A 23,956-nucleotide genomic window follows, 5' to 3' on the forward strand; every position below is an offset into this window, starting at 1 on the left:
CGGGTCGGCGCCGGCTCAGCGCTGCCGGCGCTCGCGCACCCGCATGTTGATCACGATCGGCGTGCCCTCGAAGTCGTACAGCTCGCGCAGGCGCCGCTGGATGAACCGGCGGTAGCCAGGATCCAGGAATCCTGTCGTGAACAGCACGAATGTCGGCGGGCGCGTCGACGCCTGCGTCCCGAACAGGATCCTCGGCTGCTTGCCGCCCCGCAGCGGATGCGGGTGGGCGGCGACGAGCTCGGTGAGGAAGGCGTTGAACTTGCCGGTCGGGATGCGGCGGTCCCAGTTCTCCAGCGCGGTCTCCAGCGCGGGGACGAGCTTGTCCAGGTGCCGCCCCGTCTTGGCCGAGATGTTCACGCGCGGCGCCCAGGCCACGTGCGCGAGATCCTGCTCGATCTCCCGCTCCAGGTACCGGCGGCGGTCCTGGTTCTCCATATCGTCGTCGGACAGGCGATCCCACTTGTTGAACGCGAGCACGAGCGCCCGGCCCGACTCCAGCACCAGGTCGATGATGTTGAGGTCCTGCACGCTGATCGGCTGGCTGACGTCGAGCACGACCACCGCGACCTCGGCCTTCTCCAGCGCGGCCGAGGTGCGCAGCGAGGCGTAGAAGTCCGCCCCCTGCTGCAGGTGCACGCGGCGGCGGATGCCGGCGGTGTCGACGAAGCGCCACATCCGGCCGCCGAGCTCGACGATCTCGTCCACCGGGTCGCGGGTGGTGCCGGCGAGGTCGTTGACGACCACGCGCTCCTCCCCCGCCGCCTTGTTCAGCAGTGAGGACTTGCCCACGTTCGGGCGGCCCAGGATCGCGACGCGGCGCGGGCCGCCGATCTCGGCCTTGGCCACGGCGGACACCTCGGGAAGCTTCTCCATGATGGCGTCGAGGAGGTCGGCGACACCGCGGCCGTGGATCGCGGACACGGGATACGGCTCGCCGAGACCGAGGTTCCACAGCGCGGCGGCCTCCGGCTCCTGCCGGGCGTCGTCGATCTTGTTGGCGACGAGGAACACCGGCTTGCCGCTCTTGCGCAGCAGCTTGACGACGTGCTCGTCGGTCGAGGTGGCGCCGACCATGGCGTCGACGACGAAGAGCACCACGTCGCTGAGGTCGATGGCGACCTCGGCCTGTGCGGCGACGGAGCGGTCGATGCCCTTCGCGTCCGGCTCCCAGCCGCCGGTGTCGACCAGCGTGAAGCGCCGGTCCATCCACTCGGCCTTGTACGTGACGCGGTCGCGGGTGACGCCGGGGGTGTCCTCCACGACCGCCTCGCGGCGGCCCAGGATCCGGTTCACGAGCGCCGACTTGCCGACGTTCGGCCGCCCCACGATCGCGACCACGGGCAACGCCGGAAGGTACTCGATCCCGTCCTCGCCGGAGACGAGGCCCGCGAGCAGTTCGGCGTCCTCGTCATCCAGCTCGTAGTCCTCGAGGCCCGCGCGCAGGGTCGCGGCGCGCGCCTCGACGAGCTCCTCGTCCATCGCCTCCAGCTTCTCGGCGAGGCGGTCGTCGCCGGCACCTGTGGAGGGGTCGTACTCGTCATCAGCCATGGTCGGCTCCTCGCTGCGCCTCGGGCGCAAGTCGCTCGATCACCGCGATCACGGCGTCGATGGTCTGGTCGAAGTCGAGGTCGGTCGAATCCACGACCTCCACTCCTTCTGCGGCGGTGAGGAAGTCCACCACCGCGCTGTCCTTGGCGTCGCGGCTGTGCAGCGCCGCCGCCACCGCTCCCGCATCCTCGGCGCCCAACTCCGCGGCCCGACGGGCGGCTCGCACCTCGGGCGCCGCCGTGAGCAGGATCCGCACCGGCGCATCCGGGGCGACGACGGTCGTGATGTCGCGCCCCTCCACCACCACCGCGGGGTACGCCGACTCGCGCACGATGCGACGGAACGCGTCGTTCACCTGCACGCGGACGGCGGGCACGCGCGCCACGCCGCTCACCGCGCCGGACACCCGCGGCTCGCGGATCGCCGCGGTGACGTCGACGTCGCCGACGTGCACCACGCGGTCGTCGGGATCGAGGCCCTGACGGAACGGGAAGTCGGCGGCGGCGGCGAGCACGGCGGCCTCGTCGGCGGTGTCGTCGCCGCGGTCCAGGACGTGCCACGCCAGTGCGCGGTAGGCGGCGCCCGTGTCGAGGAAGCCATAGCCGAGGCGGCGGGCCACGGCCTTGGACACGCTGGACTTGCCGGATCCGGCGGGGCCGTCCACCGCGACGACGAAGGGCACGGTGTCCGAAGTCGTAGGGTCAGTCATCGGGCATGCTCGCAATCCGCCATCCTCTGGCCTCCAGCCCCTCCACGGCACCGCGCAGGGCGGCCGGCACGACGCTGATCTCGGCGAGGCCGAACTGCGCGCCGGGAGAGTGCTCCAGACGCAGGTCCTCGACGTTCACCTCGAGCTCGCCGAGCTCGCCGAAGAGGCGCCCGAGCTGGCCCGCGGTGTCGTCGATCATGACCACGAACGACTCGAACCGGCGGTTCTGGCCGTGCTTTCCCGGCAGCCGCTCGACGCCCTCGTTGCCGTGCCGGATGGCCTCCGCGACCGTGCGCCGTGATCCGGCGCGCTCGGGGTCGCGCAGGGCGTCGGCCACCTCGGCCAGGTCCGCGGCGAGCGCGTCGAGCACCGAGACCACGGGGGCGGCGTTCGCGCCGAGGATCTGCACCCACAGTTCGGGGGCGGAGGCGGCGATGCGGGTGGTGTCGCGCACGCCCTGTCCGGCGAGGCGGAGGGATCCGTCGTCCGCGTCGGCGAGGCGCGCGGCGAGCAGGCTCGCGACCACCTGCGGCACGTGCGAGGTGAGCGCGACCGCACGATCGTGCTCCTCCGGGGTCATCTCGAGCGGCATGGCCTCGAGGTCGAGCGCGAGTCCCTCGACGAGCGCGAGATCCGCGGGCCGGGTCTCCTCGTCGCGGCAGACCACCCAGGGCCGACCGATGAAGATGTCGGCGCGCGCGGAGATGGCTCCGCCGCGCTCGCGCCCGGCCAGCGGATGGGATCCGATGTAGCGCGTCAGATCGACGCCGCGCTCGCGGAGCGCCCGCAGCGGCTCGAGCTTGACGCTTGCGACGTCCGTGACCACGGCCTCCGGGAACCGCGAGAGCTCGGCTTCGATGACGTCGGCGGTCACATCCGGCGGCACGGCGACGACCACGAGCACGGGGGCGTCGTCGTCACGTGCCGCGCGGCCCGCGCCGTAGTCGATCGCGAGGCGCAGCTGCGCGGGAGACGTGTCGGCAAGGGCCACGTCGATCCCCTTCGCGGTGAGGGCGTGCCCGATGCTCGCGCCGAGAAGCCCCGCGCCGACGATCCGGACGGTCCCGGACAGTCTCGCGGCGCGCTCGATCGGCGTCCTGCTCGTGTCGCTCACTCGTTCTCCTGCACGTCTGAACGCGCCTGCTCGGTCCCTGAGGCTCTCGAAGGGTCCGAAGCGCCGCCCGTGGGGGATTCCTGGCGCGACAGGGTCAGAAGCGCGCCGAGTTCGATTTTAGTCAGTTCGCGGCTCTTCCCCGCCGGGAGCGTTCCCAGGTGCAGGGGGCCGAACTGGCGGCGCACGAGCTCCGTGACCGGGTGGCCCACCGCAGCGAGCATCCGGCGCACGATCCGGTTGCGCCCGGAGTGCAGCGTGAGCTCGACGAGGCTGGATCCCGCCGAGGAATCCAGCAGGCGCGCCTTGTCGGCCGCGATCGGACCGTCCTCGAGGTCGATGCCGCGGGTGAGCTTCGCGATGGTCTGCGGGGTCACCCGACCGGAGACCTTGGCGATGTAGACCTTCGTCACCCCGAAGGACGGATGCGCGAGCACGTGCGCGAGGTCGCCGTCGTTGGTGAGGATGAGCAGCCCGCTGGTGTCGGCGTCCAGGCGCCCCACGTTGTAGAGGCGCTCCTCGTACTGCTGCGTGAACCGGCGCAGATCCGGTCGTCCCTTCTCGTCGTTCATGGACGAGACGACGCCGGTGGGCTTGTTCAGCATGACGTAGCGCTTGCCGGTGTCCAGCTGGACGGCGGTGCCGTCCACGTCGACGAGGTCGGTCGACGGATCGATCCGGGTGCCGAGCTCGGTGACGACGGACCCGTTGACGCGGATCCGCCCCTCCACGATGTACTGCTCGATCACGCGTCGAGAGGCGACACCGGCGTTCGCGAGCACCTTCTGCAGGCGCACGCCCTCAGGTTCGGTCGACATCATGCCCTTTCACTGAATCCTTCCGAGCCGTCGTCGAGCAGCGGCGAGATCGGCGGCAACTCGTCGAGCGAGTTGATGCCGAGGTTCTGCAGCAGCAGGTCGGTGGTGCCGTAGTTGATCGCGCCGGTCTCCGCGTCCTGGAAGAGCTCGGTGATGAGTCCCCGCCCCACCAGGGTGCGCACCACCGAGTCGACGTTCACGGCGCGGATCGAGGCGACCTGGCTGCGCGTCACCGGCTGCTTGTACGCGATCACGGCGAGGGTCTCCAACGCAGCCTGCGACAGCCGTGCCGGCGCCTGGCCGCCCACGAAGTCGGCCACCAGGTCGTCGTACTCCTCGCGTACGTAGAGTCGCCAGCCTCCGCCGACCTCGCGCAGCTCGAAGCCGCGCCGCGGTCCCTTCCCGCGCCCGTCGTACTCGTCGACGAGCGAGGCGATCGCCTGCCGCACCGCCGGCACCGGCGCGCCCACGGCGGCCGCGAGGGAGACCAGGCTGTGCGGCTCCTCGATGATGAGCAGGATCGCCTCGAGCTTCTCGGTGAGCGGCAGCTCGGCGTCGGTCGCCGAGTCCGTCGAAGCGCCCGGCACGGCATCGGTGATGTCATCGGTCATAGTCGGCTCCCAACGTCGCCAGCATCTCGTCGGACCAGTGCTCCGCCGACCAGCGCAGGGTCAGCTCGCCGAGCGGCTCCAGCTGTTCGAACGACAGCGCCGCATGCCGGTACAGCTCCAGCACGGACAGGAAGCGCGCCACCACGATCCCGGGCTCCGTGGCACCCGCCACGAGCTCGCGGAACGTCACCGATTCGGCCGTGCGCAGCAGCGTGACCACGATCGCCGCCTGCTCCCGGATGCTCACGAGCGGCGCATGCAGGTGGTCCAGACCGACCGTGGGGATCTCCTTCGGCGCGAACGCCAGGAGCGCGAGGGTGGCGAAGTCGTCGGCGCTGAGGGTCCACACGAGCTCCGGGGTGCGGGCGCGGTGCTTCTCATCGAGGCGCACGGCCCGCGGGTGCCGCCGATCCTCGTACTGCAGGCTGCGCGCGAACCAGGCCGAGACCTCCTTGAACGCGCGGTACTGCAGCAGCCGCGCGAACAGCAGGTCCCGCGCCTCGAGCAGAGCCACGGATTCGGCGTCGACGAGCTCGCCCTGCGGCAGCAGGCCCGCCACCTTCATGTCCAGCAGCGTCGCGGCCACGACGAGGAACTCGCTGGTCTCGTCGAGATCCTCGTCCGGCCCGAGCTCGCGCAGGTAGGCGATGAACTCGTCCGTCACCTTGCTCAGTGACACCTCGGTGATGTCCATCTCGTGCTTCGAGATGAGGCTCAGCAGCAGGTCGAACGGTCCGTCGAAGTTCGACAGGAAGACGCGGAAGCCGCTCTCGGGCTCGGCGTCCGGTGCCGCCCCTTCGACGGGCTCAGGGACCGACGGGTCCTCGTCAGGCGACGGCGCCACGCGCGACCAGCTCCCGGGCCAGTCGCAGGTACGCCTGTGCGGCGGGATGCTCCGGCGCGAACTCGGTGATCGGAACGCCCGACACCGAGGCGTCGGGGAACTTCACGGTGCGCCCGATCACGGTCTCCAGCACGTCGTCGCCGAACGCCTCGACGACCCGCTCCAGCACCTCTCGCGAGTGCAGCGTGCGGGCGTCGTACATCGTGGCGAGGAGGCCGTCGAGCGTGATCGACGGGTTGAGCCGGTCGCGCACCTTGTCGATGGTCTCGATGAGCAGCGCCACACCGCGCAGCGCGAAGAACTCGCACTCCAGCGGGATCAGCACGCCGTGCGCGGCGGTGAGCGCGTTCACGGTGAGCAGGCCGAGCGACGGCTGACAGTCGATGAGGATGACGTCGTACTCCCCCGCCACCTGGCGCAGCACGCGGGAGAGGATCGTCTCCCGCGCGACCTCGTTCACGAGGTGGACCTCGGCCGCGGAGAGGTCGATGTTCGCCGGGATCAGGTCCAGGCCGTCCACGCCGGTGTGCACGATCGCGTCATGCGCGTCGCGCTTGGTGTCCAGCAGCAGGTCGTACACCGTGGGGATGTCGTGCGTGGGGATCCCGAGACCGGCCGACAGCGCGCCCTGCGGATCGAAGTCGACCGCGAGCACCTTGCGCCCGTACTCGGCGAGAGCCGCCGCGAGATTGATCGAGGTCGTCGTCTTCCCGACGCCGCCCTTCTGGTTGCACAGCGCGATGATGCGCGCGGGGCCGTGCGCCTTCAGCGGAGCGGGGATGGGGAATCCCTGGTAGGGACGGCCGGTGGGCCCGATCGGGGTGTCGTCCTTCGTCTTCTTCGCCACGTCTCTCCTGCTCGGTCGTGCTCGATCGAGTCTAGCCGCGACCCCCGTTCCGCAAGCGCTCCCGCGCCGCGGCGACCAGACCCTCGAACAGAGCGGGATCGTCGTCGGTCTCCGGATGCCACTGCACGCCGACCGCGAACCGATCGCCGTCCTGCTCCATCGCCTGCAGCACCCCGTCCGCGTCGTGCGCGACCGCGCGGTAGCCGGGGTGTTCCGCGACCGCCTGGTGGTGGTGCACGGGGACGGTGAGCTCGGGCGCCACCAGGTCCGCGATCCGCCCGGCGGCATCGACGCCGACCTGCGCCTCGCCGTAGGACGTGGGCCCGCCGGCGTGCCGGTCGTGTCCGACGACATCGGGCAGGTGCTGCACGAGGGAGCCGCCGGCCGCGACGGCCATGAGCTGCATGCCCCGGCAGATGCCCAGCAGCGGCAGCCGGACCCGCTCGGCCTCGGCGAGCAGCGCCAGCTCCCAGGCGTCGCGGTCGTCGTACCAGCGCACCACGGCCGGATCCGGCTCCTGCCCGTAGCGGGCGGGGTTCACGTCCGCCCCGCCCGCCACGAGGATGCCGTCCAGCCGCGCGAGCACGTCGGTCGCCGCGCCCGACACGGCCACAGGCGGCAGCAGCACGGGGATGCCGCCGGCCCGCTCGATCGAGCGCGCGTAGTCGCTCGGCAGCAGATCTGCCTCGACCTGCCGCCAGGTGCCCCAGTCGGCCGCCTGGCGGTAGGTCGTGATCCCGATGACGGGGCGGAGCCCGATGGCGGCGGGCTCAGTCAAAGTCCGAGTCCAGCGGGGTCACGTAGGCGTTGGACAGGCCGCCGTCGACGAGGAAGTCCATCGCGGTGATGAAGCTGGACTCGTCGCTGCCGAGGAACGCGACCGCGTTCGCGATCTCCTCCGGCTCGGCGAAGCGTCCCATCGGCACATGAACGAGCCGGCGCGCGGCGCGCTCCGGATCCTTCGCGAAGAGCTCCTGCAGCAGCGGCGTGTTCACCGGGCCGGGGCACAGCGCGTTCACGCGGATCCCCTTGCGGGCGAACTGGACGCCGAGCTCGCGGGTCATCGCGAGCACACCGCCCTTCGACGCGGTGTAGGAGATCTGCGAGGTCGCCGCGCCCATGATCGCGACGAAGGACGCCGTGTTGATGATGGAGCCGCTGCCCTGTTCCAGCATGTACGGCAGCACCGCCTTGCAGCAGTAGTAGACGCTGGTGAGGTTGACGTCCTGCACGAGGTTCCACGCCTCGATCCCCGTCTTCAGGATCGAGTCGTCCGAGGCCGGCGAGATGCCCGCGTTGTTGAAGGCGATGTCGATGCGGCCGTAGGTGTCGTGCGCGACCTTGAAGAGGTTCTCGACCTCGGCCTGGTTCGTGACGTTCACCTTCACGAACGTGCCGCCGAGGTCCTCCGCGAGGCGGGGCCCGTTGGCCTCGTCGAGGTCGCCGATCACGACCTTCGCGCCCTCCGCGACGAACTTCTTCGCCGTCGCCAGTCCGATGCCGCTGCAGCCGCCGGTGATGACGCCGACCTTGCCTTCGAGCTTTCCCATTCCTGTGTGTGCCTTTCGCTGTGTGGAGGAGATCAGTAGCTAGTGGAGATGAACAGGTGCTGTTCTGCACCCTGCTTCACCTCGGAGTGTTCGTTCAGTAGGTCGTGGAGATGAAGACGTTCTTCACCTCGGAGAAGGAATCCGGTGCATCCGGGCCGAGCTCGCGTCCGAGACCCGACTGCTTGAACCCGCCGAACGGGGTCCAGTACCGCACCGAGGAGTGCGAGTTGATCGAGAGGTTGCCGCTCTCCACGCCGCGGGCCACGCGCAGCGCGCGGCCGATGTCGCGGCTGAAGATGGATCCGCTCAATCCGTACGCGGTGTCGTTGGCCTTGGCGATCGCGTCGGCCTCGTCGCGGAACGGCATCACCGCGAGCACCGGGCCGAACAGCTCCTGCGACCACACAGGATCGGCGGCGTCACGCGGGAGCACGACCGCGGGCGCGAGCCAGAAGCCGCCGTCCCAGTCCGCCCCGTCGGCGCTCTGCCCGCGGAACGCGATGTCGGCGCCGTCCAGGTGCGCGGCGACCGAGTCGCGCTGCTTCGCCGAGACGAGCGGCCCCATCTCCGCGTCCTCGGCGTTCGGGTCCTTGACGCGGAACGCCTCGACCGCGGGCTGCAGCAGCTCCAGGAACCGCTCGTACACGGTGTCCTGCACCAGGATCCGGGAACGGGCGCAGCAGTCCTGCCCGGCGTTGTCGAGCCCTCCCCCGGGCGCGGCCGCGGCGGCCGCCTCCAGGTCCGCATCGTCGAACACGATGTTGGCGTTCTTGCCGCCCAGCTCGAGGGTGACCCGCTTGATCTGGTCGGCGCAGCCGCGCATGATGCCCTTGCCGACGTCCGTGGATCCGGTGAAGCACACCTTGCGCACGAGCGGGTTCGTCACGAAGCGATCCCCGACGACGCTGCCCTTGCCGGTGATGACCGTGAACACGCCCTCGGGCAGCCCCGCCTCGAGCGCGAGCTCGCCCAGGCGCATCGCGGTGAGCGGCGTGAGCTCGGCGGGCTTGAGCACCACCGTGTTGCCCGCGGCGAGCGCAGGGGCGAACCCCCAGCCGGCGATCGGCATCGGGAAGTTCCACGGCACGATGATGCCGACCACGCCGAGCGGCTCGTGGAAGGTCACGTCCACGCCGCCGGGAACCGGGATCTGCTTGCCGAAGTGCCGCTCCGGGCTCGCGCTGTAGTAGTTCAGCACGTCGCGGACGTTGCCGGCCTCCCAGCGCGCGTTGCCGATCGTGTGGCCGGCGTTCGCCACCTCGAGGGCCGCGAGCTCGTCGATGTGGGCCTCCACGACGCTCGCGAAGGCGCGCAGCAGCCGCGCCCGCTCCCCCGGCGCGATGGCCCGCCAGGCCGGGTACGCGCGGTGCGCGCGCTCGATCGCCGCGTCGGTCTCGCCGAGGTCGGCGAGGCCCACATCCGCCACCGGCCGGCCCGTCGCCGGATTGAGAACCGTGAAGGCGCCGCCGGCGCCGAATCGGGAAGAAGGGATCCTCATGCCCACAGCCTTTCGAAGTCTCCGATGAACCGGTTCACAGCCGCTCGAAGCCGCGGCGCAGCTCCCAGTCGGTGACCGCCGCATCGAAGGCCGCGATCTCCACGTCGGCGTAGTTCACGTAGTGCCGCACGACATCCTCCCCGAACACCTCGTTCGCGATCGCCGACTGCGCGAGCGCCTCGCGCGCCTCGTGCATGGTCGACGGCACGGTCGGCGCCCCGGACTCGTACGCATTGCCCTTCGTCTCCGGCTCGAGCGCCAGCTCATGCTCGATGCCGTACAGGCCGCCGGCGAGCATCGCGGCGAGGCCCAGGTACGGGTTCATGTCGCCGCCGGGCAGGCGGTTCTCCATGCGTGCGCCCGCGCCCCGGCCGACCAGGCGCACCGAGCTCGTGCGGTTGTCGATGCCCCAGGCGATCGCGGTGGGCGCGAAGGATCCTTTCACGAAGCGCTTGTACGAGTTGATGTTCGGCGCGTAGAAGAGCGTGAAGTCGCGCATGGTCGCCAGGACCCCGGCGATGAAGTGGTCGTACAGGGCGGATCGGGCGCCGCGCTCCGCGTCCCAGAACACGAGGGCGTCGTCGTCGATGCCGCGCAGTGACATGTGCACGTGGCAGGAGTTGCCCTCGCGCTGGTTGGGCTTCGCCATGAACGTGATCGCCTGCCCGTGCTGGCGGGCGATGTCCTTCGATGCGGTCTTGTAGTAGGCGTGGTTGTCCGCCGTGGTGATCACCTCGTCGTAGAGGAACGCGATCTCGTGCTGGCCGAAGTTGCACTCGCCCTTGGCCGACTCGACGTTCAGGCCGGACGCGTACATCGTGTTGCGGATCTCGCGCAGCAGCGGCTCGACGAGCGTGGAACCCAGGATCGAGTAGTCGACGTTGTAGCGGTTCGCGGGCTCCAGGTCGCGATAGCCGCTGTCCCACGCGCGATCGTAGGGAGTGTTGAAGATCACGAACTCGAGCTCGGTGCCCGCGAGGGCCTTCCACCCGTGCGCGGCGGCGCGCCGGGTCTGGGCGCGCAGGATCTCCCGCGGCGAAACCCGCACCGGGTCGCCGTTCGTGCCGGCGAGGTCGCACTGGATCATCACCGTGCCGGGGCGGTGCGGCATGAGGCGGATGGTCGCGAGGTCGAGCTCGAACTCCATGTCGCCGTAGCCGTCGGCCCACGACGCGTGCGCGTAGCCGTCGACGGTGTTCATGTCGACGTCGACCGCGAGGAGGTAGTTGCATCCCTCGGTGCCGTGCCCGAGCACGGAGTCGAGGAAGAACCGGGCGTGCAGGAGCTTGCCCTGCAGGCGCCCCTGCATGTCGGTGAACGCGAGGATCACGGTGTCGACGGATCCGTCCAGGATGCGCCCGCGCAGCTGCTCGACGGTGAGCATGCGGTCGTTGCGGGCGGGGGTGTTCAGATCGGAGGAGGTCATAGCGGCGGTGTCCTTTACTTCAGAAGGCCCTTGAGGAGTGCGGCGGTGGCATCGCAGTGCGCGGTCATGATGTCGCGCGCCCGGGCGGCGTCGCCGTCCAGGATCGCGGCGACGATCTCGCGGTGCTCCGCCTCGGCGTGGTCGATGTTGGTCTTGAGGAAGGGGATCTCGGCGAGCAGCTGGTGGATCCGCACCTGCACCTCGCTGCAGCTGCGGGAGAGCTCGTCGGATCCGCAGACGGTCGCGATCGCGAGGTGCAGCCGGGCGTCCGCCTGCCGGTAGTCGGCGGGCGTCTCGGCCGCCGCGAGGTCGGCGAGGCTGTCGGCGAGCAGCGTGCGCTGCCCCTCGTCGAGCGGCGTCAGCGCCGCCCGGTACGCGGCACCGGGCTCGATGACGGAGCGGAACACGATCACGTCGTCGATCTCGGCGCGGCGCGGCGGCGTCTGATCCGCCGGCCACTGCTCCGCGGCCGGCTGGACGACGGTGCCACCTCCGCGCCCCCGGGTCGTGGCGACGAGCCCGGCGGCGCGGAGAGCGCTGATGGCCTCCCTCAGGGTGGCGCGGGAGACGTTGAGCTTCTCAGCGAGCTCGCGCTCGCCCGGCAGCTTCGTCCCCACCCGGAAGATCCCGAGCCGGATGGCCGATCCGAGCTGCTCCACGCAGCTCTCGAAGGCCATGTGCCCGCGGACCGGGTGCAGTGCCGCGTCCACCAGAGGAGAGTCCATCGCATCCGTCATGCGCTCACTATTCCTCAAGCAGCTTGTCGGGAGCCATCGTGAGGTGCTCGGCCTCGGCGCTCGAGGCCATGAAGTCGCGCTTGCCGTACGCGAACCACAGGGCCGCCGCCAGGAGCGCGACCACGACGACCGCGATCGGGGCGTAGTTGAACGTGTCGATCGTGACGGGGTTCACCGGCGGCAACACGAAGAGGACGATGATGATGACCACCCACACGACGGCGATCCAGCCGACCACCGCGCTCCACCGCCCGAGGTTCCACGGTCCCGGCACGAAGTTCCGGTCCAGGCGGCGCAGGAACACCGGCGTGACGTACGCGATGTACAGGCCGATGACCGCGATCGAGGTGACCGCGAGGTACGCGGTCAGGTTCCACATCGCCGGGACCGTCAGCACGATCGACAGCGCGACGCAGAGCCAGATCGAGTTCGTCGGCGTCCCGGTCCGCGGGTTCACCTTCGCCCACACGCGCGAGCCCGGGATCGCGTTGTCGCGCGAGAACGCGTAGCTCATGCGCGAGTTCGCCGTCACCGAGGCCATGCCGCAGAAGAACTGCGCACCGCAGACGATGAACAGCAGGAACTTCGCCATGGTCGGGTTGTTCAGCGCATCGAGGAAGATCTGCGCCGGGGGAAGGCCGGTCGCGCTGCCGAGCAGCTTGTCGATGCCCTTGTCCGAGGAGTCCTGGATCGCCGCGGTGATCGAGTAGAGCAGGATCCAGCCGCCGATGATCGAGATCACGACGCTCATCACGATGCCCTTCGGCGCGGCGATCGAGGCGTTCTTGGTCTCCTCCGCGACGTGCGCCGAGGCGTCGTAGCCGGTGTAGGTGTACTGGGCCATCAGCAGACCCATGAGGAACACGTACGGCGCGAACGACCAGCCGGTGCCGTTGTAGAAGCCGGTGAAGGTCCAGCCGACGGACTGGTGCTGCGTGGGCAGGATCCACAGCGCGGCGACGATGATCAGCACGCCGACGATGTGCCACCAGGCCGACACGTTGGACAGGATGCTGACGAGATTGACGCCGAACGTGTTGAGCAGGCCGTGGACCACGATCAGGACGACGAACAGCCCGAAGGTGTTGAAGGGGTTGACCTCCACGCCCCAGACGAGGTTGGCGAACGCCATCATCGTGGTCGCGGCGCCGAAGTCGATCGCCGCGGTGACGGCGACCTCGCCGAGGAAGTTGAACCAGCCGACGGTCCACGCCCACTGGCGCTTGTTCCGCTTCGCGAGGCGGCCGGCCCAGAAGTAGAGCCCGCCGGCCGTCGGATACTTCGAGCACACCTCGGCCATCGCGAGCGCGACCATGAGCACGAAGACGCCGACCAGGGGCCAGCCGATGTTGATGGCGGAGGGTCCGCCGGACTTGAGGGCGATCGCGTACGAGGTGATGCATCCCGCGAGGATCGAGATGATCGAGAAGGAGACGGCGAAGTTGCTGAACCCCGACATCCCCCGGTGCAGTTCCTGCTTGTAGCCCAGGGCGGCCAGGGCTGCGGCGTCGTCGTCGATCGGGTGTGAGTCGGGCGCCTTTGTCGATTCGCTCATGGAGTGCTGCCTGCTTTCAGTGGAGGGAGCGTGTGCAGCGATTCTGGCGACTCGGATCCGCGACTGTCAATGGTCTGACTTCAAACCATTAGGAAAAGTCACACGCCGGAAACATACGCGGTCTCAGCGCGCGCGGGGATGCGCGGTCACGTAGACGTCGCGGAGCGTGTCCACCGAGACGTGCGTGTAGATCTGCGTGGTCGCCACGGAGGCGTGGCCGAGCAGCTCCTGCACCACGCGCACGTCCGCGCCGCCCTGCAGCAGGTGCGTGGCGAAGGAGTGCCGCAGCGTGTGCGGGGAGATCTCGGCCGTGATCTGGGCGTGCTCCGCCGCCGCGCGGATGATGAGCCATGCGCTCTGCCTGCTGAGCGGCGCTCCCCTGGCCCCGAGGAACAGCTTCGCGGACGCGCGGCCCTTGGCGGCGAGCGCCGGACGCACGCGTGTGAGGTAGGCGTCGACGGCGGCGCGCGCGTAGGAGCCGACGGGAACGATGCGCTCCTTGGATCCTTTCCCGCGCAGGCGCAGCACGTCGCCGTGCGCCAGGTCGTCGACGTCGAGGGAGACCGCCTCCGAGACGCGGGCTCCGGTGGCGTAGAGCAGCTCGAGCAGGGCGCGGTCGCGGATCCCGATCGGCTCGTCCGCCGAGGGGGCGGCGAGGAGCCGCTCGACCTGGTCGATCGTGAGCGCCTTCGGCAGGCGCCGGGGCTGCTTGGGCGGACGCAGCCGGGCGCTCGGATCCGCCTCGGCGATGCCCTCGCGGGCGAGGAAGCGGTGCCAGCCCCGCACCGAGGACTGCAGTCGCGCCAGGCTCGACGCCGCGGGCGGCGGTTCGGCGCTCGCCCGCTCCGCGGCGAAGGCGGCGACGACCTCCGGCGTGATCGCGGCGGTGTCCGCGATGCCCTGCTCGTCGAGCCACGCGACGTAGCCGCCGAGGTCGCGGCGGTAGGCGGCGAGGGTGTGCTCGGCGAGCCCGCGCTCGATCGTGACATGCCGCAGGTACGCGTCGAGCGCGCGGTCGAGCTGCACCTCAGGCCTGCCGCACGTCAGGCCCCGGCGCTCCGCCGCCCCGACGCCAGGCGGCGCTCCGCCGCGAGGATGCCGACGGCGAGGATGCCGTTGCGCAGCCGCCCGTCCAGCACCGCGTCGGCGGCTTCGGCGAGCGGGAGCCAGGCGAGGCGGATGTCCGCCTCTTCCTCGGTGCGCGCGAAGACCTCCTCCGCCGGCGCCAGACCGGTCGCGAGGTAGATGTGGATGAGCTCGGAGTTGCTGCCCGGCGTCGTGTACATCGACACGAGCGGCTCCCAGCCGGAGGCGGTGAGGTCCGCCTCCTCCGCGAGCTCGCGTCGCGCCGCCGCCATCGGATCCTCGCCGACGACGTCGAGGAGCCCCGCGGGCAGCTCCCAGTCGCGCTCCCGGATCGGGTGCCGGTACTGCTGGATCAGCAGCACCCGCCCGTGCTCGTCCATCGCGACGACCGCGACGGCACCGGTGTGATCGATGTACTGCCGCACCATCTCGCCGTCGCCGTAGCGGACGCGATCCTCGAGGACGCTCCACACCGCCCCGCGGTACACCTCGCGACTGTCGAGCACCTCGGGCTCGAACGGCTCGTCGGACAGGGCGGCGGCGGAGCCCGCCGAGCCCGTCGAAGGGTCGGTCACGTCAGTCCTCGTCGTCGAACAGCTCGCTGGAGCGGTGGCGCTCGATGGCGGCGCCCACGAGCCCGCGGAAGAGCGGGTGCGGCTCGGTCGGCCGCGAGCGCAGCTCGGGGTGCGCCTGCGTGGCGATGTAGAACGGGTGCACGTCGCGCGGCAGCTCCACGTACTCGACGAGGTCGAGCTCCGGGTTGAGGCCCGAGAACGACAGCCCGGCGTCGGCGAGGCGGCCGCGATAGGCGTTGTTCACCTCGTAGCGGTGGCGGTGCCGCTCGGAGGCCTCGGACGCGCCGTACAGCTCCGCAGCGAGCGAGCCCTCGGCGAGCGCGGCCTGGTACAGCCCGAGGCGCATGGTGCCGCCGAGGTCGCCGCCGTCGAGAATCTCGACCTGCTCGGCCATGGTCGCGATGACCGGCTCCGCGGTGTCGGGGTCGAACTCGCTGGAGGAGGCGCCCTCGATGCCGGCGACGTTGCGCGCGTACTCGATGACCATGCACTGCAGGCCCAGGCACAGGCCGAGCGCGGGTATCCCCTGCTCGCGGGCGAAGCGCAGCGCGCCGAGCTTGCCCTCGATGCCGCGGATGCCGAAGCCGCCGGGCACGCAGATGCCGTCGACGTCGGCGAGCGCCTTGGCAGCGCCCTCGGGCGTCTCGCAGGAGTCGGACGGGATCCAGCGGATCTTCACCGCGACCTCGTGCGCGAAACCGCCGGCCTTGAGCGCCTCGGTGACCGAGAGGTACGCGTCGGGCAGGTCGATGTACTTGCCGACGAGGCCGATCGTGACCTCGTGCTTCGGGTTGTGCACGGCCTGCAGCACCTTCTGCCACCGCGACCAGTCCACGTCGGCCGCCTTGGTGAGGCCGAGAGCGTCCACGATGTAGTCGTCCAGGCCCTGGTCGTGCAGCATCGTCGGGATGTCGTAGATGCTGGGCACGTCGACCGCGTTCACGACCGCGTCCTCGTCGACGTCGCACATGAGCGCGATCTTGCGCTTGTTGGAGTCGGTGACGGGCCGGTCGCTGCGCAGCACGAGCGCATCCGGCTGGATGCCGATCGAGCGGAGCGCGGCGACGGAGTGCTGGGTCGGCTTGGTCTTCTGCTCGCCGGATGCGCCCATGAACGGCACGAGCGAGACGTGCACGAAGAACACGTTCTTGCGGCCGAGCTCGTGACGGATCTGGCGCGCGGACTCGATGAACGGCTGCGACTCGATGTCGCCGACGGTGCCGCCGATCTCGGTGATGATCACGTCGGGCTTCGGCGTCTCGTCGGCCTGCAGGCGCATGCGGCGCTTGATCTCGTCGGTGATGTGCGGGATGACCTGCACGGTGTCGCCGAGGTACTCCCCGCGGCGCTCCTTGGCGATGACCTGCGAGTAGATCTGCCCGGTCGTGACGTTCGCCGCCTGGCTCAGCTCGATGTCGAGGAAGCGCTCGTAGTGGCCGATGTCGAGGTCGGTCTCCGCACCGTCGTCGGTGACGAACACCTCACCGTGCTGGAACGGGTTCATCGTGCCGGGATCCACGTTCAGATAGGGATCCAGCTTCTGCATGACCACGCGCAGTCCGCGGGCGGTGAGCAGGTTGCCGAGGCTGGCCGCCGTCAGACCCTTGCCCAAAGAGGAAACGACACCGCCCGTCACGAAGATGTGCTTGGTGGTGTCGTTGTCTGCCCGCGCGGCTGAAGTCTGCATCACGGGCTTTTATCCTATCAGCCGGATCAGCGGTCGTCACCGCTCGACACGGCGCGCGCCGCGGCGAGGCGCTCCTCCAGCTCCGCCGGGCGCGGCGGGTTCGCACCCGCGCGGGACACCGTGATCGCCCCCGAGGCGAGCGCCGTGTCCAGCGCTGCGAGGACGTTCCCCGACGGGATCGGCGCCCCCTCGACGAGGAGCCGGTCGGTGCCGTCGCGGAGCAGGCCGAACAGCAGACCCGACATGAACGCGTCGCCGGCGCCGATCGTGTCGACGACGTCCACGGGCAGGGCAGGGCGCTCGTACCGCTCGCCGTCGACGAGCGCGACGGCGCCCTGCGCGCCGCGGGTGATCGCCACGAAGCGGGTGCCGCCCGCGGCGAACTCGTCGAGGACCTCGTCCAGGCTCGCGCCGGACCGCAGCCATGCGGCGTCCTCGTCGCTGAGCTTGACGACGTGCGACGCTGCCGCCAGCTCGAACACCCGCTTCCGCGCGGCGTCGGCGGGGCCGATGACGTCGGCGCGGATGTTCGGATCGAACGAGCGCAGCGTCTCCGCAGGAGCGTGGCGGTAGGCCGCGAGCAGCGCGCTCGACCCGGGCTCCCGCAGTGCGCCGATGGATCCGGCATGCACAAGAGCGAGGTCGTGCAGCTCGGGCACCGCGATCTCGCCGGCCAGCGCGAAGGTGTACTCCGCGCTGCCGTCCTCGGCCAGCGCCGCCGTCGCGGTCCACGACGGGCCGTCGACGAGCGTGTGCGCTCCGATCCCGACGCGGTCCGCCGCGAGATGCGCGCGGATCGTGTTGCCGTGCGCGTCGTCGCCGATCCGGGCGTGCAGCACGGGAGGCCGGCCCAGTCGCGCGAGCCCCACGGCCACGTTCATCGGCGACCCGCCCGCGTGGGCCGAGCCGCCGACCACGATGTCGACGAGCGCCTCGCCGATCACGGCGATCCGCGATGCGTTCATGCCTGTACCTCCGTCCGGGCAGCGTCCGCGACGGGTGCGACGGTGAGCTGATCCACTCGTACGCTACCGCCCACGGCGTGCAGAGCGAGAGACGATGACGTGCGGGCGGGGATCCGATCCGTGAGCACGGCCGCGCCGTCCTCGCAGAAGACCTCCACCGACCCGTGGTCCAGCCACAGGTCCGCGTCCACCACGCCGCTGCCGTCGAGCGGGAGCCGCTCCACGCTGCCGAAGGCCGCCGGCAGCTGAACCGCGCCGCCGCGGCGATCCAGGGTCAGCTCGGCGGCGGTGCAGCGGAGCACGGCGGCGGGAGCCTCGTCATCGCCGATGCGCAGCTCGGCGACCGCGCCGTCCCCGAGGCGCATCCGCACCCGCATGCGTCCGGCGCGGGGCGCGTGCAGCTCCAGGGGCGCGCCGGGACGGATCTCGACAGGGCCGGCCTCGAGCTCGTCCACCGCGTCGCCCACCACGGCGACCGGCGTCTGCACGAGCCGGATTCGGCCGTCCCTCCGGGCCAGGGAGAGCCGGCGCGGCAGCGTCATCGCGCCGCGCTGCGTCCCGTCCTCTCCCTCCGCCGGCATGTCGGCCGCGTAGTCCCAGTTGCTCATCCAGGCGATGAGGATCCGCTGGTCGTCGGCGAGACCGGAGAACGTCACGCCGGCGTAGCAGTCCCGTCCGTAGTCGATCCAGTCGAACGCCTCGAGCTCGGCCCGGCTCTGCGGTTCCCCCTCCGGCGCCGGCACGGCCGGCGCCGGATCGTCGGGGGTGAACCGCTCGCCGTCGAAGGATCCGATCACGTACTGCGTGCCGGATCCGCCGGCGATCCCGCCGGGGTTGAGGCTGATCAGCAGCACCCAGCGCATATCGCCCGGGTCGCCGTCAACGGCGAGCGGGAACAGATCGGGGCACTCCCACACACCGCCGACCGCGCCGCGCGGTCCGTAGTCGGAGAGGTACGTCCACTCGATCAGGTCGTCGGAGCGGTACAGCACCACGCGCCGTTCGACGGCCTCGACCGCCACCATCACCCAGTGCTCCCCCGCCTCACCGCGATAGCGGAACACCTTCGGATCCCGGAAGTCCGCGGAGGCGCGGTCGAGCACCGGGTTCCCCGGATACGGGGTCCAGGTCGCGCCGCCGTCGGTGCTGGACGCGATGCCCTGCGCCTGCCAGGGCCGCACGCGGGATGCGAGCGTGTAGATCGCGACGAGGGGCGCGACGCCGTCGACGCCCAGGCCGCTCGTGTCGTGCGCGTCGTGCACGGCGGATCCGGAGAAGATCTCGTCCTCGTCGGTGTAGCGCAGCGCCACCGGGTGCTCCTGCCAGTGCACGAGGTCGGGGCTGGTCGCGTGCCCCCAGCTCATGAAGCCGTGGGTCGAGCCTTCCGGGTTGTACTGGTAGAAGAGGTGATAGCTGCCGTCGTGGAAGACGAGTCCGTTCGGGTCGTTCATCCAGTTGCGCGCGGGCCGGAAGTGCATGAGCGGCCTGGTCATGTGCGGGGGCTCCTTCGAAGAGGGTTCGACGAGATCGGCGAGCACGGCGGGGATCATGACCGCGTGCGGATGTCGAGGCTGACGAGCTCGGCGACGCCGCCGTTGACGGCGAATCCGATCCGCTCCCCCGCACGGCGATAGAGCCGGGTGCTCAGGGCGACGCGCCGATCGACGACCGCCACGACGATGTCCCCCTCGACGGCGATCTCGATGCGGTGCCGGCCCGCCGGGAGCGGGCACGGCCGCTCGAACACGAAGGGGACGTCTCCCGAGATCTGCCACTGCTCGCCGCCGGTGAGCGTGCGCGGCCACCGGTCGAACACCACGCGGGACCGCCGCGGCTCGAGGCGGATCATCCCCGCCTCGTCCCCGTCCGCGGTGGCGCGCAGCAGCAGGGAGACCTCCTCGACATCGGCGGCGAGCTCGATCTCCGCTGCGAGCAGGAACGCGTCGGGGAGGTCGGCCGTCCCGACGACCTGGACGAACCGGTCGATCGCGTTCTGGCGAAGGGGCAGCTGCGGCAGACCCGAGGCGATCGGCTCGGTGAACGACGCGATGAACTCGTCCGGGAACCGGAACGCCAGCGTGCCGTCCGCGCGCTGCTCGGCCTCGAGCACCGACATGGTGCCGGCCCACTGCCAGGCCCCGTCGTCGGTGTCGCCCTCGCGCGTGGCGATCCAGCCGACGAAGAACCGCCGCCCGTCCCGCTCCACGGTCTTGGCCGCGTAGAAGGCGCGCGAGTCCACCGTGTCGTCCTCCGGCACGATCCACGGCCCCTCGAGCGAGCGCGCCATGCGGTAGCGGGTGCAGAACGCGTCCGAGAACTCGGAGTAGACGAGGTACCACCAGTCGCCCCAGCGGAACACGTCCGGGCACTCGTGCGCGATGTAGCGCCGGGGATCCCAGAACGGCTCGACAGGCGTCCAGGCGATGAGGTCCGTCGAGGTGAGCTGGGCGACCGTGCCGCGACGCCGGTCCGGTCCCTCGGCGTGCCGCGCGGCGACGAGCATTCGCCAGATGTCGCCGTCCCGGAACACGAACGGATCCCGCCAGTCGCCGGGCTCGAAGCCTTCCGGCGCACCGAACGTGAGCTCGGGGTGCTTGACCCAGTCGCGCAGGCCATCGGCGCTGGTCGCGTGCGCCACGAGCTGCAGCGGGCGCCCGTCCGGCCCGAGACGCGCGGGGTTCTGCGCGGTCGAGAACAGGTGCGCCGTGCCCGCCTCGTCGACGACGACGGAGCCCGTGTACACGTTGAAGTCCTCCGCGTCGGGTCCTCCGCTGGGCACCGCGAGCCCGCGATCCTCGAAGTGCACGAGGTCGCGCGTCGTGACGAGGTGCCAGGGCATGCCGGTGCGCGGCACGACCCGGTCGTCGAACAGGTACCAGAGGTGGAGCACCCCGTCCCGCTCGAACGGGATCGCGTCGCCCACCCAGCCGCCCTCTGGCTGGAAGAACAGGGGTTCGATCATCGGGTCGGATCCTTCGTGGTCACCGTGGACAGGTCGCGCATCAGCGGGAGGACCCCCATCAGCGGGAGGACCCCGCGGTGACGCCCGCGATGAAGTAGCGCTGCGCGAAGATGAACAGCAGCACGCTCGGGATCATCGACAGCACGACGCCGGCCAGCACGACCGAGATCGAGCCCGTGCCCAGGTTCCCCTGCAGCCCGACGAGACCGAGCGGAAGGGTGAAGGTGCTCTGATCCTGCAGGAAGATCAGCGGCCGGTAGAACTCCGCCCAGAACCCGGAGAAGTTCAGGATCGCGAGCGTCGAGATCGCCGGTGCGGCCATCCGCGCGTACACGTGGAAGAACACGCCGAACTGCGTCGCGCCGTCGATGCGCGCGGCCTCGCCGAGCTCCCTCGGCATCTGCATGAAGTACTGCCGCATGAGGAACGTGCCGAACGCGCTGCCCAGCGCCGGGATGATCAGGGATCCGAGCCCGTCCTGAAGCCCCAGCGACTTCACGATGAGGAACACCGGGATGATGATCGTCTGCAGCGGCACCATCATGGTCGCGAGGAACGCGCTGAAGATGACGTTCTTGCCGGGGAACGACACCATCGCGAACGCGTACCCGCTCAGAGTGCAGGTGATCGTCTGCCCGACCACGATCAGCAGGGTCACGATCGTGCTGTTCAGGAAGAACTGCCCGATCGGGATCTGGTCGAACACGGCGGCGTAGTTGCTGAAGTCCGCGTTGAACGGGATCCACTGCGGCGGGTTGTTGAACGCCTGCGACGGGGATCGCAGCGACGTCGTCACCGTCCACAGCAGCGGGCCGAGCGCGAACACGGCGGCCACGAACAGGGCGACCAGGCCCGCCACCTTTCCGACGGTCCAGGCCCGCGCGCCCGCACGGCGCTGACGGGAGGGCCTGCTGCGGCCCGTCACGATCAAAGAGGTCGTGCTCATTGGTAGAACACCAGCTTCCGTGAGGCGAGGAACTGGATCCCGGTGATCGCCAGGATCAGCAGGAGGAGGATGATCGCGATCGCCGACGAGTATCCGAACTGCAGGTTCTGGAACCCGGTCTGGTACATCGAGATGGTCGCGGTGGTGGTGGCCGTGCCCGGCCCGCCCTTCGTCATGATGAACGGCTGGTCGAACAGTTGCATCGCGTTGATGAACGCGATCACCGCGGCGAACAGGATCGTCGGGCTGATCAGCGGGATCTTGATGCGGAACAGCGTGCGCAGGGGACCTGCGCCGTCGATCGACGACGCCTCGAGCACGTCCGTGGGCACCGCCATGAGCGCCGACACGAAGAGCACGAAGGTGAAGCCGACCTGCTGCCAGACCACGATCAGCACGATCGTCGCCTGCGCCCCGAAAGGGCTGGTCAACCAGGGCACGCCCGACATCCCGAGCAGCCCGAGGTAGTAGTTGATCGCCCCGAACTTCGCGTCGAACAGGTACCCCATGAAGATCGCGACAGCAGCCGTCGAAGCGAGCAGCGGGAGGTAGAACGCCGTCCGGAAGAACGTCCGGCCGAAGTTCGAGGTCCGCTGGTTGACCAGCACGGCCAGGAACAGGCCGAGCGAGAGCTGCAGTGCGACGATCGCGATCGCCATGACGATGGTGACGCCGAACGACTGCAGCACGGGGCCGTCGGTGAAGAAGCGCTGATAGTTCGCAAGGCCGGCCCAGGTGGGCGGTGAGATGACGTCCCAGTCGAAGAACGACAGTCCGAGAGAAGCCAGGATGGGGATGAATGTGAACACGGTCACGAACAGCATGGACAGCGCGATCATCGCGTAGCCGAACATCCCCTCCCGCCGGGCCGTCCGCCGCGCACCGGGGCGGCGGACGGGCCGGGGAGGCTTCACCTCGCGCGACGACACACGCAGAACTGCGTGCGGAGTGGAGGTGGGCGCGGACATCAGCTGCCCTTCGCCACCTTCTCAAGGTCGCTCTGCATGGCGTCGAGGGCGGCCTTGGCGTTGCCGGAGGAGATCGCCTCGGTGGTGCGCTGGTTGAGCGACGTCGCCAGGGCGTTGTAGTACGACGGGGCCGAGATCGGCACGGATCCGTCGAGCTGGTCGTAGAAGACCTGCCAGTTCTTCGGACCGGTGGTCGCGTAGCGCTCCGCCGTCATCAGGGACTTGCGGCCCGAGGTGGTGATGTTGCCCGGGAACATGATGTCGAAGCTCTCCGCCTCGATCATCATCTTGATGACCTCCCAGGCGGCGTCCTTCTTCTTGGACGACTGGAAGATCGAGTATCCGCCCGTGCCGAACAGCGACTTGTTGCTCTTCCAGGTCGGGAAGGCCTGCACGTCGAAGCTGCCGTCCTTCATGCCCGCGTTGTGCAGGCCGCCGGCCCAGAACCCGCCGCCGATCGTCATGCCGATGCGACCGGAGGAGAACAGGCCCTGGAGGGTGCCGCCGCCGCCCACGTCCGGCGAGGGCGAGTAGCCGGCCTTCTGCAGGTCGATCACATACTGCAGCGCTTCGATCGCGGCATCTGAGTTCGCCGTAGGGGCTCCCCATTTCCAGCCGCCCTTGCGCCCCTCGATGCTCTTGTCGCCGGCCTCATAGGCCTTGTTCCAGAGCCAGTCGCCGCCGCCGTACTTGCCCTCCTCGATGAGGTTGCCGTTGTTGGCGTAGAGGAACGAGGTCCAGCTGCCCCAGAGGCGCACCACCCAGTCGAACGGCAGGATGTCGCCGCCGACCTTCGAGATCTTCTCCGCCGTGGAGTGGAAGTCGTCGATGGTCCAGCCCGCTGCCGGTGCCGGAGCGCCGGCCTTCTGCAGCACGTCATTGTTGAAGAACATGCTGCCGGCGTTGAAGCTGTCGGGCATGTTGTAGAGGTGGCCGTCCACCATCATGGCCTCGATCAGCGCGGGGTGGATGTCGTTGAAGTAACTGGACTTCAGCGTGGACATGTCCTTGGTGACGTACTCGTCCAGCGGGACGATGAGCTTCTTGCCCACCATCAGCTGGAGGCCCTCGGTCGCGACGCTCACGATGTCGGGCGCCTGACCGGAGGCGATGAGGGTGAGGACCTTGGCGAGGAAGTCGTTCCAGTCCTTGCCGTTGATCGCGCTGACCTTGATGTCCAGGCCCTTGTCGATCTTCTTGACCTTGGGCTGGAGCGCGTTCTGCAGCGTGGTGGCGGACTTCTGGTCGCCGAAGTACAGCATGTTCAGGGTGCCGGTGGTGCCGCCGTCCCCGCCGGAACCGCTGGGCGCGCAGCCGGTCAGGCTCGCCCCCGCCCCGAGCAGGGCCGCGCTGGCGAGGCCGTAGCCTCCGAGCCGCAGCAGGTCACGTCGTCCCATGACGGGTCCGAATTCACGTGCCATCAACTTCTCCTCTCTGAGAGTGAATCGGCCTGCGCGTTCTCGCGCAGCGGGTGGTGAACCGATTTATCCGACGGTAACACCCACCAGCACGG

The 23,956-nt window shown here is 69.9% G+C and carries 22 protein-coding genes; all 22 read right to left on the reverse strand.

The window, feature by feature from the left end; all coding sequences use genetic code 11:
• Positions 1-15 precede the first annotated feature (15 nt).
• Positions 16-1,548 (reverse strand): ribosome biogenesis GTPase Der, encoded by a 1,533-nt coding sequence (gene der, locus ACYQ1L_RS12575; protein WP_460004440.1) that lies wholly within the window; start codon positions 1,546-1,548, stop codon positions 16-18.
• Entirely contained in the window at positions 1,541-2,257 is a 717-nt protein-coding gene (gene cmk, locus ACYQ1L_RS12580) for a (d)CMP kinase (protein WP_460004441.1), read from the reverse strand. Before cmk ends, der begins: the two co-directional genes overlap by 8 nt.
• The gene (locus tag ACYQ1L_RS12585; RefSeq protein WP_460004442.1) at positions 2,250-3,371 is read right to left on the reverse strand and encodes a prephenate dehydrogenase; all 1,122 of its coding nucleotides are present in this window, start codon (positions 3,369-3,371) and stop codon (positions 2,250-2,252) included. The genes cmk and ACYQ1L_RS12585 overlap by 8 nt, the downstream gene beginning before the upstream one ends.
• Positions 3,368-4,186 carry a pseudouridine synthase gene (locus tag ACYQ1L_RS12590; protein WP_460005817.1) on the reverse strand — a complete coding sequence of 273 codons (819 nt, stop codon included), beginning with the start codon at positions 4,184-4,186 and terminating at the stop codon, positions 3,368-3,370. The genes ACYQ1L_RS12585 and ACYQ1L_RS12590 overlap by 4 nt, the downstream gene beginning before the upstream one ends.
• Entirely contained in the window at positions 4,186-4,797 is a 612-nt protein-coding gene (scpB, locus tag ACYQ1L_RS12595; RefSeq protein ID WP_460004443.1) for an SMC-Scp complex subunit ScpB, read from the reverse strand. The genes ACYQ1L_RS12590 and scpB overlap by 1 nt, the downstream gene beginning before the upstream one ends.
• Complete coding sequence (locus ACYQ1L_RS12600; protein WP_460004444.1) at positions 4,787-5,641, reverse strand: segregation and condensation protein A; 855 nt, start codon at positions 5,639-5,641, stop codon at positions 4,787-4,789. The genes scpB and ACYQ1L_RS12600 overlap by 11 nt, the downstream gene beginning before the upstream one ends.
• The gene (locus ACYQ1L_RS12605) at positions 5,625-6,488 is read right to left on the reverse strand and encodes a ParA family protein (protein ID WP_460004445.1); all 864 of its coding nucleotides are present in this window, start codon (positions 6,486-6,488) and stop codon (positions 5,625-5,627) included. The genes ACYQ1L_RS12600 and ACYQ1L_RS12605 overlap by 17 nt, the downstream gene beginning before the upstream one ends.
• Positions 6,489-6,519: 31 nt before the next feature.
• Positions 6,520-7,266: a gamma-glutamyl-gamma-aminobutyrate hydrolase family protein gene (locus ACYQ1L_RS12610; protein ID WP_460004446.1), complete on the reverse strand. Its 747-nt coding sequence runs from the start codon at positions 7,264-7,266 to the stop codon at positions 6,520-6,522.
• Entirely contained in the window at positions 7,259-8,038 is a 780-nt protein-coding gene (locus tag ACYQ1L_RS12615) for a 3-oxoacyl-ACP reductase (RefSeq protein WP_460004447.1), read from the reverse strand. The genes ACYQ1L_RS12610 and ACYQ1L_RS12615 overlap by 8 nt, the downstream gene beginning before the upstream one ends.
• 94 nt (positions 8,039-8,132) lie before the next feature.
• Positions 8,133-9,536 (reverse strand): aldehyde dehydrogenase family protein, encoded by a 1,404-nt coding sequence (locus ACYQ1L_RS12620; protein WP_460004448.1) that lies wholly within the window; start codon positions 9,534-9,536, stop codon positions 8,133-8,135.
• A gap of 34 nt (positions 9,537-9,570) precedes the next feature.
• Positions 9,571-10,962, reverse strand: coding sequence for a glutamine synthetase family protein (locus ACYQ1L_RS12625; RefSeq protein WP_460004449.1), 1,392 nt, complete (start codon positions 10,960-10,962; stop codon positions 9,571-9,573).
• A gap of 14 nt (positions 10,963-10,976) precedes the next feature.
• Positions 10,977-11,699, reverse strand: a complete 723-nt coding sequence (locus ACYQ1L_RS12630) for a FadR/GntR family transcriptional regulator (RefSeq protein WP_460004450.1) — start codon at positions 11,697-11,699, stop codon at positions 10,977-10,979.
• Between the two features lie 7 nt (positions 11,700-11,706).
• Positions 11,707-13,254: an amino acid permease gene (locus ACYQ1L_RS12635; RefSeq protein WP_460004451.1), complete on the reverse strand. Its 1,548-nt coding sequence runs from the start codon at positions 13,252-13,254 to the stop codon at positions 11,707-11,709.
• A 123-nt stretch (positions 13,255-13,377) separates the two neighbouring features.
• Positions 13,378-14,280, reverse strand: a complete 903-nt coding sequence (xerD, locus tag ACYQ1L_RS12640; RefSeq protein WP_460004452.1) for a site-specific tyrosine recombinase XerD — start codon at positions 14,278-14,280, stop codon at positions 13,378-13,380.
• A gap of 17 nt (positions 14,281-14,297) precedes the next feature.
• Positions 14,298-14,915 carry an NUDIX domain-containing protein gene (locus ACYQ1L_RS12645; protein WP_460004453.1) on the reverse strand — a complete coding sequence of 206 codons (618 nt, stop codon included), beginning with the start codon at positions 14,913-14,915 and terminating at the stop codon, positions 14,298-14,300.
• Position 14,916: 1 nt separating this feature from the next.
• On the reverse strand, positions 14,917-16,602 hold the full coding sequence (gene pyrG, locus ACYQ1L_RS12650) for a CTP synthase (protein ID WP_460005818.1): 1,686 nt from the start codon (positions 16,600-16,602) through the stop codon (positions 14,917-14,919).
• A gap of 26 nt (positions 16,603-16,628) precedes the next feature.
• Positions 16,629-17,567 carry a carbohydrate kinase family protein gene (locus tag ACYQ1L_RS12655; RefSeq protein WP_460004454.1) on the reverse strand — a complete coding sequence of 313 codons (939 nt, stop codon included), beginning with the start codon at positions 17,565-17,567 and terminating at the stop codon, positions 16,629-16,631.
• Positions 17,564-19,060: a glycoside hydrolase family 32 protein gene (locus ACYQ1L_RS12660; protein WP_460004455.1), complete on the reverse strand. Its 1,497-nt coding sequence runs from the start codon at positions 19,058-19,060 to the stop codon at positions 17,564-17,566. The genes ACYQ1L_RS12655 and ACYQ1L_RS12660 overlap by 4 nt, the downstream gene beginning before the upstream one ends.
• Positions 19,061-19,113: 53 nt before the next feature.
• Positions 19,114-20,529, reverse strand: coding sequence for a glycoside hydrolase family protein (locus ACYQ1L_RS12665; RefSeq protein ID WP_460004456.1), 1,416 nt, complete (start codon positions 20,527-20,529; stop codon positions 19,114-19,116).
• Positions 20,530-20,587: 58 nt separating this feature from the next.
• Complete coding sequence (locus ACYQ1L_RS12670) at positions 20,588-21,475, reverse strand: carbohydrate ABC transporter permease (RefSeq protein ID WP_460004457.1); 888 nt, start codon at positions 21,473-21,475, stop codon at positions 20,588-20,590.
• On the reverse strand, positions 21,472-22,443 hold the full coding sequence (locus ACYQ1L_RS12675; protein ID WP_460004458.1) for a carbohydrate ABC transporter permease: 972 nt from the start codon (positions 22,441-22,443) through the stop codon (positions 21,472-21,474). The genes ACYQ1L_RS12670 and ACYQ1L_RS12675 overlap by 4 nt, the downstream gene beginning before the upstream one ends.
• Positions 22,443-23,864 carry an ABC transporter substrate-binding protein gene (locus ACYQ1L_RS12680; RefSeq protein WP_460004459.1) on the reverse strand — a complete coding sequence of 474 codons (1,422 nt, stop codon included), beginning with the start codon at positions 23,862-23,864 and terminating at the stop codon, positions 22,443-22,445. Before ACYQ1L_RS12680 ends, ACYQ1L_RS12675 begins: the two co-directional genes overlap by 1 nt.
• Between the last annotated feature and the right edge of the window lie 92 nt (positions 23,865-23,956).

This window comes from Microbacterium xylanilyticum, assembly GCF_054654695.1.